10 protein-coding genes and 1 pseudogene are annotated in these 7247 nt (G+C 55.8%); all 11 read right to left on the reverse strand.

The annotated features are described in order from the left end of the window. Window positions 1–76: pseudogene (locus ACJHYR_RS26475) on the reverse strand (phage tail assembly protein T); the annotation flags it as partial. After that, complete coding sequence (gene gpG / locus ACJHYR_RS26480) at window positions 58–480, reverse strand: phage tail assembly chaperone G (RefSeq protein ID WP_072837622.1); 423 nt, start codon at window positions 478–480, stop codon at window positions 58–60. The pseudogene ACJHYR_RS26475 and the gene gpG, both read right to left, overlap by 19 nt. Window positions 481–495: 15 nt before the next feature. Continuing rightward, window positions 496–1236 (reverse strand): phage tail protein, encoded by a 741-nt coding sequence (locus ACJHYR_RS26485; protein WP_072837623.1) that lies wholly within the window; start codon window positions 1234–1236, stop codon window positions 496–498. Between the two features lie 7 nt (window positions 1237–1243). After that, the gene (locus ACJHYR_RS26490; RefSeq protein WP_045146637.1) at window positions 1244–1639 is read right to left on the reverse strand and encodes a phage minor tail U family protein; all 396 of its coding nucleotides are present in this window, start codon (window positions 1637–1639) and stop codon (window positions 1244–1246) included. Further along, a complete protein-coding gene (locus ACJHYR_RS26495; RefSeq protein ID WP_072837621.1) occupies window positions 1636–2211 on the reverse strand; it encodes a phage tail protein in 576 nt (191 codons plus the stop codon). The genes ACJHYR_RS26490 and ACJHYR_RS26495 overlap by 4 nt, the downstream gene beginning before the upstream one ends. A gap of 11 nt (window positions 2212–2222) precedes the next feature. Continuing rightward, entirely contained in the window at window positions 2223–2585 is a 363-nt protein-coding gene (locus tag ACJHYR_RS26500) for a head-tail joining protein (RefSeq protein ID WP_000864664.1), read from the reverse strand. Next, window positions 2572–2934, reverse strand: a complete 363-nt coding sequence (gpFI, locus tag ACJHYR_RS26505; protein ID WP_045146640.1) for a DNA-packaging protein FI — start codon at window positions 2932–2934, stop codon at window positions 2572–2574. Before gpFI ends, ACJHYR_RS26500 begins: the two co-directional genes overlap by 14 nt. Before the next feature lie 51 nt (window positions 2935–2985). Beyond that, on the reverse strand, window positions 2986–4014 hold the full coding sequence (locus tag ACJHYR_RS26510) for a major capsid protein (RefSeq protein WP_045146642.1): 1029 nt from the start codon (window positions 4012–4014) through the stop codon (window positions 2986–2988). Between the two features lie 57 nt (window positions 4015–4071). Then, window positions 4072–4419: a head decoration protein gene (locus tag ACJHYR_RS26515; protein WP_000256816.1), complete on the reverse strand. Its 348-nt coding sequence runs from the start codon at window positions 4417–4419 to the stop codon at window positions 4072–4074. Between the two features lie 36 nt (window positions 4420–4455). Continuing rightward, a complete protein-coding gene (locus ACJHYR_RS26520) occupies window positions 4456–5961 on the reverse strand; it encodes a S49 family peptidase (protein WP_072837620.1) in 1506 nt (501 codons plus the stop codon). After that, a partial coding sequence (locus tag ACJHYR_RS26525) for a phage portal protein (RefSeq protein WP_410233181.1) occupies window positions 5951–7247 on the reverse strand: 1297 nt, incomplete at its 5' end. The genes ACJHYR_RS26520 and ACJHYR_RS26525, both read right to left, overlap by 11 nt.

A 7247-nucleotide genomic window follows, 5' to 3' on the forward strand; every position in this document is an offset into this window, starting at 1 on the left:
CAAGCATGGCGCGCCAGTCGGGTCGCCCCATCTCACGCGCCAGTTTCAGGGCAAAACTCAGCTCACCGTCGAACACTTTCCCGCAGAAACAGGCTCTGCAGGCCCGGCGTCATCTGCCTGTTCAGGGGCATTATTCACAACAAACTCAGACATTCCGGACAGACGTAACACCACGTTTTCAGCCTGAGCAATTGCCTCCGTGGGCCAGGTGGTAAGCACTTCCTGCTCAATCTGCGTAATGGCTTCATTCATGGACAGCAGCTTTGTCTTCTGCGGATGGTTATGCCACAGAGACATCGCCACCAGAAACGCCCCGCCTCTGATAAGATCCTCCACAGACACCTGCAGGTTGCCACTGGATTCAGCCTTTTTTTCCTGCTCTTTCAACCAGGCAAGATGCTCAATACGCTGCAGGGCTGACAGTTCAGAAAGCGTGACGGTCACGCCGTTATGTTCAAATGATTCGTTTTTCAGGAACATCGCTGACTCTCCGGATTAACTGGCGGTGACGTTGATTTCTGCAACCGCAGCAAGTTCACCATTACCGGATACGACCGGAATGTTGACCCTGCCTGCAGCAACGCCCTTCACGGTGATGGTCATACCACTGACCGACACGGTGGCTTTTGTTTTATCCGCAGACACCGCACGGAAGCTCTTGTCGGTTGCGCCTTCCGGCTGGAATGCCACGGTCAGCGTGGTGCTCTGCCCTTTCACCACCGAGGTGCTGGCAGGCGTCACGGTCATGCCGGTTGCCGCTGTTAGCGTGCTGCGATCTTCTGCCATCGACGGACGTCCCACGTTGGTGACTTTCACCGTGCGGGTGATCACTTCCTTCGCTGTCACCGCCTTACCGATACTGCTGACCCAGCCGCGGAACACATCGACCGTGCCGTTCGGGAAGCGGATTTTATAGGCACGGGTATCACCTTCATTAAACCACGCCAGCAGCGCCTGCTGCCCCTGCTCTCCGGGCATCCACGCCAGCGTGAAGCTGGTATCTCCGGCGGATTTCTGCCCCTGTCCGGTCGCGGCCCAGTCCGCATCTTCATCATCGAGATAACTGTCGTCATAGGACTCAGCGGTCAGTTCGCCGGGCGTCAGGTCTTTAACTTTAGCCAGACGCGACCAGTCAACGTCTGAAAGCGGGTTCGCATAAGGGTCACCGTTCCCCTTATAAACCCACAGTGTGGTCCCGGCCCCTTTCACCGGTGCCAGAGGATTTGGTGTTGGCATATCGTCCTCACATTTCATAGGTAATGACATAAGTCAGATCGGCTGAACTCCACAGGCCCGCATCATCGTCGCGCCGGTAGTCATAGCCACTGGCCACCATACTGGTGATCAAATCTGACAGTGCCGGGATATCGCTCATCACCGGATAAATCCGGGACTCCATCCACGAATCCAGCTCTGAATCCGGCACCTGAGCAGGCAGGAAAACTTCGATATGCAGCTCCGCCTGCCAGGTATCGCTGTCCAGCTCTTCGCCCGTGTATTCAGCGCCGGTGAGATAAACGGCAACTGCCGGAAAATCCGCCTCATCAAAAACAGCGGGGCGACCATCAAAAAACGTCGCCCCGGTGTCATGCTTCTCCAGTGCATCCAGTACGGCTGTACGGATATCAGTATTTTTCATCGCTTTATCACAATCCTCAGTTGTTGTTTCAGCGCATAGCTCAGTTCTTTTGGCAGACGTTCGCGTCGGATACGGTTAACGTTCTCATCAAAAGCCTGTTTCAGTGGGGCCGACATCGGAATTTTCACCACCTGAATGGGAAGACGATTACGCTTTTTCCTTCCCTTATCGTCATTGCCCTTCGCATACCTGGCTTCTGGCAGACGTTGCATAACATGCCAGCGCCCATTATTCAGTCGCTGGATAAATGCCCGCTGATAACGATGCTGACCGGCTTTGAGTATGCTGTTCGGGCGACGTCCCAGCATCCTGATCCCCAGCTTAATCACAGGAAGATCGCCGCGGTTAACGATAATTTTTGCGTTCGGATTTCTGACCGTAGCCCGTTTCAGTCTGGATCGCTCTTTAACAAGTTTTCTCGGCACACGGGTTTCACGGGCGACCTGAGACGAAGACTGATTAATCGCCGTTGTGGCCACGCGGTTAATGGCCATTGCGGCGGCACCAGGCACCGCCGTTTTGCTGATACGGCTGAGGTTTTCAACGGCCTGCTCAAGACCCTGTATGGCCATACATCCCCCTTTCAGCGGCGACGATTAACGGCAGGCGGTACGCCCCGCCCAAGCCAGAGATGACAGCTTCCGCCATCATCCGGCGAAACCCGGTCTATCCAGAAGTTTTCCTCACCGATGGTCAGCGTGTCTCCACGCCGCAGTTGCCGCACATCATCAGTCCGGACAAACAGGGACGGGCTGGAGCCTTCAACGCGCACGCCCTGTCCGGCATAGCTGATATTTTCAGGGTCATCAAAAACACCACGTATTACTGCGCCGGGCTGCTCACCGGATGTAATGGTGGCTGACGTTCCCATATGCCCGCGTATCGTTTCATCAGCCCGGGCAATGGCTGTATCAAAACCGTTATCCCTGATATTAATAACTTTCATCTGTAACAAGCCCCTCCAGGACAAGTTCCGCAACATTCACTGGATCAACTCTGACAGTCATACCTGTAACAACAATCTCCATATCACTGTCATCATGCGGATGTTTTCCCGCCACATGCAGGGTTTTGAGTACACGAACAGTGCTCATTTCATCCCCGCCAGTGGAGTAGCTATACGTCATCAAATGCCTTTCGTTCTCATCACTCTCCTGGTTTTTGTCCTCTGCTTCCTCTTCCCATTCCGCCACCCGCTGCGCTATCTCTGCGGCACTCCCGGATATATCCGGCTCACGCCCCAGAATCCGGGCCAGTTCATCAAGCCGTTTCAGATTTTGCTCTTTCGTTGCCATATCAGGCCTCTGTGAAAAAAGACACGGGGGCATTTCGCCCCCGCTCACGGATTATTTCACCTGTACCACCACAAACTCATCCGGGTCCGGCAACACCATCAGCGGCGCGGACTGCGTCATGGTAAATTCACGGGCGGGATCCCCCACCGTCAGCCAGTGTTTCGGATAACGGGAAGAGGCCACCACGCCTTCAGACAACGCCTGTGCATCCTGAATGGCACCGTAACAACGGATCCCATCTGCAGCAGTATTCCCCAGGACCAGCGTGCCGTCTGGCAGATAACGTTTTTCGGTACCGTCCTCTGCCACATAAGACGTTTTCGCCACCACAATGGCCAGATCACCGTAATACCCTTTGAAAGACACCACCGCCCCCAGGTCTTTCACTGCCGTTTCGAGTTGCGAATTTGAACCGCGACGGGTATCCAGTTTTTCGCGGAACAGCTTAAAACCATTCAGCAGACGCCAGACGCTACCGTCCATAATGGCAATATTCACAAGGCCGCTGGCCTGGTCGCAGTAGAGGTCAATATCATGCGCAGGATCGAACGTGTCACGATCGTGCTCAGACCATTTTTTACCACTGGCCTGCGTAATGTTATTCGCCGGCGATCTGCCAAAATCGACCTCAATTTTCTCGAACTGGTCTCCTTCCATGGTGTATTTGCCATACAGCACGGCATTTACCGCCTGCATTTCTTCCACCTGGACAATCGCGTACTCTTCCTGTTTGAGGTTATCGGTAATGATACGCAGACGGCGGTAAGCCGGATCGTTCAGTTGAGCCGGATCTTCACCAGGAAGGCGCTCAACCGCCTGCCGGGAATTAAATTCGTGTTTCGGCTTGACGTAGCCCGGACGCAACACGCGGGTTTCACCACCACGATGACGCAGCACTTTTCCTTCAACAACCGGGGAGACATAGGCCGCCACCGGCGTTTTTCCGGTAATTTTGTCCAGCATCACCTCTTCGGTATGGAAATTCACCGTACGACGGAAAAACAGCTCCAGAAACAGCGCACGAAATTTCACTTTTTGTTCGGTATAACCGAGTAACTGGCGGGTCGTAAACAATCCCATAAATCAGTTCCTTTCATTCTGAAATCAGTCAGGCCACCGCGGTGGCCTGATAACGTGTTACGGCAGCGCCGCGTGACTCAGGACACTGCCTGCAAAGGCGTTGGCCTTTTTGTGTTCATCCACACTGTCAGGCCAGCGGATTGCCTCCGTCGCAAAGGTTCCCGACTTGTAATACGTCAGCGCCGTCTCTGTGCCTTCAAGCGGCAGTACCAGTATGCCAACCGCACTACCGGCTTTCTGTCCGTCCCAGACCACCAGTTTCCCGGTGGCTTCATCCAGCATCAGGGGCGTCAGTGCCGGTGTTGCCGAGGAAATCCCGCTGCTGCCTGTGGCGGTGTGAGCCGGATCATTACCGGCAAAAATACGTACTTCCGCACGCTGTTCAGTGATGGTTTTCGTTACCATATTGTCAAAACCTCATATTGATGGTCAGCACTGACTTCATGGCATGGCCATGAGCATTTTCACGTCCGCATCACCGTCTGCTGACGTCTGTGGCACGCAACCCTGTACCGCTGCCGGTGAATGGTTCGCCATGAAATGTTCAAACATGGCGGTTGTGGATGCAGAGACCGGTTCTGCCTTACCTGATCCCGCAGCCAGCACAGCCCGGGCGTTCTCCACGGTCATTCCCGGGCAGGCAGCCAGCTGTTCAGCCTGCGCCTCAGCCCCTTTTGCCTCATCCAGGGCCATGATCTGATCACGGAGTGATGGTCCGGCATCCGCCTGCGGTGAAGCTGCCAGGATCGGGCGGGCTTTTTCCACCGTCATCTCCGGCATCGCCGCCAGCGTTGCCGCCAGTTGTTCACGACCTTTCGCCTCTTCACACGCCATAATGCGATCGGCTTCACTCTGCGCGGATGCCACCGGCTGCTGTGGTGCCGCCGCGGCCAGGATCTCCCGGGCCTGTTCAACGCTCATGCCCTGTTGTCCCGCCAGCATCGTGGCAAGCTGTTCACGTCCTTTCGCTTCCTTACTCGTCAGGATCCCCATCACTCGCTGGTTCTCCTGCGCGGCGGCTTCCGTTGCAGTTAATTGCGGCATAGTGCCTCCTGTATCATGTGTGTACAGCGCCGTGGTCATCACACTGATGGCATCCGACGCATTGACTAATTCATCCGCCAGCCCGGCCTCAATGCCGGACTGACCTTCAAAAACGGCGGCCTCTGTTCCCGTGACCACATCCACAGACAGCCCGGTATACATCGCCACTTTTTCGGCAAACATCCGGTGTGCCGCATCAATGCGCTGCTGCATGTCCTGACGCACCTCTTCCGGTAAGGCTTCAAACTGATTGCCATCCACCTTGTGCGCCCCGGCATAAATCAGCGTGATATCCACACCGGCCTGCGCCAGATGACCGGCATAGCTGAGATGGCTCATCATCACGCCAATGGAGCCGATACGGGATGTCTGGGTAACCAGCCGTCGGGAGCAGGCCGACGCCAGCAGCATGGCTGCAGAACAGGCCGTGTCATTGCACAGTGCCCAGACCGGCTTCTGCTGACGGAGGCGGTAAATCATGTCAGCACAGTCAAACGCGCCTGCGGCCTGCCCGCCCGGACTGTCAATGTCCAGCAGTACGCCCCGGACAGCGGTGTCCGCCATTGCCTGCTGAAGACAGGCGACAATGCCGTCATAGCCTGTCATTCCGGAAAATGGCCGCATACCACCCAGCCGGTGCACCAGCATGCCGGTCACCGGCAGTACAGCAATACCGTTCACCACCCGGTAAACACGGGCCGGTCGTTTACCTCCGGCCATGTACTCGTCCGTTTCAGCCAGCATTCCGGGAGCATCAAGCTGTACCTGCTGTTGTGGTACCGAAAGACTTGCTGCCCCCATCTCGCGCCCGAGCGCGCAAAAGAAAACCCGCGCATAGGCGGGCTCCAGAAGCAGCGGTTCATTGAATGCTGCGGCAATAATGTGTGAAAGATTACGTCTCACGTGGTGTTGTCTCCTCTTCCGGCCTGCGACTCGCCGCTATCTGCTGCTGATACGCCTGCGCTATCCACACCGGACGTGAGAGTCCGGCTTTTTCCCGCTCTGCAGATTCCCTGACCTGCTGGCGGAAAATGTCCTGATAATCCTCACCCATCAGCGCCAGCTCTTTCTCATACGTGCTCAGTCCGGCCTCAATGCGCATCACCGATTCCTGGACCTCCTTGAGCCCGTCAATGGCCATTCTTCCGGCTCCAATCCACTCTGCCCGTGACCAGGATGAACGCGCCTGATAAAAATCAAAACGCGCCCGTGGCGGACGAATAATCCCCCGCAGAAGAGCCTCTTCCAGCCAGCAGGAAAACATCTGCGTGGCCAGCCGGGCCGCAATAAATTTTCGCCGCCCCATAAAATAGCGCCACGACTCATTGGCGGAGGCGCGGGCACTTGAATAACTGACCTTCGAGTAATCACGGGACAACTGTTCGTAGGAAACGCCAAGACCGGCGGCGATATACCGCAGCAGCGCCTGTTCAAGCGCAGAAAATCCATTGTCTGAATCCTGCGCAGTCTGTAGTTTCAGATCATCACCGGGGAAAAGGTGCGGAATTTTGACACCGCCCAGTGTCACGTTATTCGTGTCATACCAGCTGGAGAACTTCTCCAGAATATTAATAAGCGGATTATCCTTCTGCCCCTCCGGCGCACCGGCGATATATTCAAAGGCCTTTTCGGTATCAAGTTCACTTTCAATCGTCGCTGCATACATCGCCTTCACTATGGCTGACTGAAGCTGTGTTGCCTGCAGGGAATCGAGCATTTTCAGCCGTTCCATGACGCTGTAAAACTGATTAGCCCCACGGGTCTGCCCGTCCTCCACCGGCTCGAAAATATGCAGCATGGCCGGACGCCCGGTGGGAAGTTCACGCGGGATCCGTTCCCATCGTCCACTACCAGAGAGCGGAAAATCATCCTCACAGATATGGTACGCAACGGCCCGTCCATGCCGATCGACCTCCACCCCGGCCCGCAGAAAGCGGTTCCCCAAACCGTATCCTGGCGTGTCCACCCGTTTCGGACTCACGGCTTTAAAACGCGTACGAAACAGCTGCGTAGTCTCCGCATCCCAGACCGGCTGCACAAAGATTTCGCCGTTAAACGCATGAACGCCCACACCTTCACGGATAAATTCCGTGAACGTGCGTTTTCCTTCCACGTCGATCTCGCCAGACATCCCTTCGGCGTATTCCGACCAGGCCGCCTCCACCTCATCGACAAAGCTTTTTGCTGCG

The organism is Escherichia sp. WS1450 (assembly GCF_046487395.1).
Taxonomy (GTDB): Bacteria; Pseudomonadota; Gammaproteobacteria; order Enterobacterales; family Enterobacteriaceae; genus Escherichia; species Escherichia coli.

Excerpts from the sequence above, each read along its gene's own strand:
- gpG (WP_072837622.1), bottom strand. The coding sequence starts at position 480 with ATGTTCCTGAAAAACGAATCATTTGAACATAACGGCGTGACCGTCACG.
- ACJHYR_RS26485 (WP_072837623.1), bottom strand. The coding sequence starts at position 1,236 with ATGCCAACACCAAATCCTCTGGCACCGGTGAAAGGGGCCGGGACCACA.
- ACJHYR_RS26490 (WP_045146637.1), bottom strand. The coding sequence starts at position 1,639 with ATGAAAAATACTGATATCCGTACAGCCGTACTGGATGCACTGGAGAAG.
- ACJHYR_RS26495 (WP_072837621.1), bottom strand. The coding sequence starts at position 2,211 with ATGGCCATACAGGGTCTTGAGCAGGCCGTTGAAAACCTCAGCCGTATC.
- ACJHYR_RS26500 (WP_000864664.1), bottom strand. The coding sequence starts at position 2,585 with ATGAAAGTTATTAATATCAGGGATAACGGTTTTGATACAGCCATTGCC.
- gpFI (WP_045146640.1), bottom strand. The coding sequence starts at position 2,934 with ATGGCAACGAAAGAGCAAAATCTGAAACGGCTTGATGAACTGGCCCGG.
- ACJHYR_RS26510 (WP_045146642.1), bottom strand. The coding sequence starts at position 4,014 with ATGGGATTGTTTACGACCCGCCAGTTACTCGGTTATACCGAACAAAAA.
- ACJHYR_RS26515 (WP_000256816.1), bottom strand. The coding sequence starts at position 4,419 with ATGGTAACGAAAACCATCACTGAACAGCGTGCGGAAGTACGTATTTTT.